The organism is Acidisphaera rubrifaciens HS-AP3, assembly GCF_000964365.1.
GTDB lineage: Bacteria > Pseudomonadota > Alphaproteobacteria > Acetobacterales > Acetobacteraceae > Acidisphaera > Acidisphaera rubrifaciens.
Genome location: NZ_BANB01000482.1, coordinates 1 through 1,917 on the forward strand (window position 1 = coordinate 1; position 1,917 = coordinate 1,917).

At 70.8% G+C, this 1,917-nt stretch carries 2 protein-coding genes; both read left to right on the forward strand.

What is annotated here, in order from left to right; translation table 11 throughout:
• The coding region (locus B8460_RS13425; protein WP_048862115.1) for a glutamate--tRNA ligase at positions 1–978 on the forward strand (978 nt) is incomplete at its 5' end.
• The gene (locus tag B8460_RS13430) at positions 978–1,913 is read left to right on the forward strand and encodes an aspartate carbamoyltransferase catalytic subunit (protein WP_048862116.1); all 936 of its coding nucleotides are present in this window, start codon (positions 978–980) and stop codon (positions 1,911–1,913) included. The genes B8460_RS13425 and B8460_RS13430, both read left to right, overlap by 1 nt.
• Positions 1,914–1,917 lie beyond the last annotated feature (4 nt).

Here is a 1,917-nt window from a genome sequence, read left to right on the forward strand (position 1 = left end):
GCCCCGGCGATCCGGCTGAAGGCGCCGCGCGACGGCGAGACGGTGGTGCCCGACCTGGTGCAGGGGGAGGTCCGCGTCGCCAACGCCGAACTCGACGACATGATCATCCTGCGCAGCGACGGCACGCCCACCTATCTGCATGCCGTCGTCGTGGACGATCACGACATGGGCATCACCCATGTGATCCGCGGCGACGACCACCTGACCAACACGTTCCGCCAGCGGATGGTCTATGACGCGATGCGCTGGCCGGCGCCGGCCTTCGCGCATATCCCGCTGATCCACGGCGCGGACGGCGCGAAGCTGTCGAAGCGCCACGGCGCCGTCTCGGTGCTTGAGTTCCGCGAGCAGGGCTTCCTGCCCGAGGCGTTGTGCAACTACCTGTTGCGGCTGGGCTGGGGGCATGGCGACACCGAGATCATCGACCGTGACGCCGCCGCGGCGATCTTCGACCTGCGCGATGTCGGGCGCGCCGCGAGCCGGATGGACTATGCGAAGCTCACGCATATCAACGGCGTCTACCTGCGCGCCGCCGACGATGACCGGCTGACGCGCGACGTGCTGGCGCGGCTCGAACAGCCGGAATGGGGGATCGTCGCCGAGCGCGTGCGCGCGCTGATGCCGGCCCTCAAGGAACGCGCCAAGACGCTGGTGGAGTTGGCCGAGAGCGCCGCCTTTCTCGGCCGCAGCCCGCCGCTGCCGTTCGAGCCGAAGGCGGAGGCGGCACTGACGCCGGAGGCGCGGGCCATGCTCGCCGATCTCGCCGGCGTCCTGGCCGAGACGCCGTTCGACGCCCCGGCGCTCGATGCCGCGCTGCGCGCCTATGCCGAGCGGACGGGCCGCAAGCTCGGGCAGGTGGCGCAGCCGCTGCGCGCCGCCCTGACCGGCAGCCTGACCAGCCCGCCGATCGACGCGACGCTTGCCGCCCTCGGCCGGGCCGAGGCGCTGGCCCGGGTCCGCGCCAGCGCGCACGGCTGATGGACACGCCCATGCGCCCGCATCTGCTGCAGATCGAGGGGCTGCATCCGCCGGCGATCGCCGCCTATCTCGACCTCGCGGAGAGCTATGCCCTACTCAACCGGTCGGGCAAGACGCAGCGTGACCTGCTGCGCGGACGCACGCTGATCAACCTGTTCTTCGAGGACAGCACCCGCACCCGCACCAGCTTCGAGTTGGCCGGCAAGCGGCTGGGCGCGGACGTCATCAACATGTCGGTCTCGACCAGCAGCGTCAGCAAGGGCGAGACGTTGCTCGACACCGCCACCACGCTGAACGCCATGCATTGCGACCTGCTGGTGGTGCGCCACGCGCAGTCGGGGGCCGCCAACCTGCTGGCGCAGAAGGTCGATGCGTCGGTCATCAATGCCGGCGACGGGATGCACGAGCATCCGACACAGGCGCTGCTCGACGCGCTGACGATCCGCCGCCGGCGCGGACGGCTGGAAAACCTCATCGTCGCCATCTGCGGCGACATCGCGCATTCGCGCGTCGCGCGGTCGAACATCCATCTGCTGACGACCATGGGCAGCCGGGTGCGCGTGGTAGGTCCGCCGACACTGATCCCGGCTGCCGCCGCCGAACTCGGGGTCGAGGTGCATCACGACATGCGCACGGGCCTCGACGGCGCGGACGTGGTGATGATGCTGCGCCTGCAGCGCGAGCGCATGGAGGGCGGGCTGGTGCCGAGCGCGCGCGAGTATTTCCGCTTCTTCGGTCTGGACGCGGAAAAGCTCGCCTACGCACGGCCGGACGCGATCGTGATGCATCCCGGACCGATGAACCGCGGCGTGGAGATCGACAGCGCGGTCGCCGACGACCCGGGGCGCAGCGTGATCCGCGAGCAGGTCGAGATGGGGGTGGCGGTCCGCATGGCGGTGCTGGACGTGCTGGCGCGGCGGGGCGCGGGCCGCTAGCCTC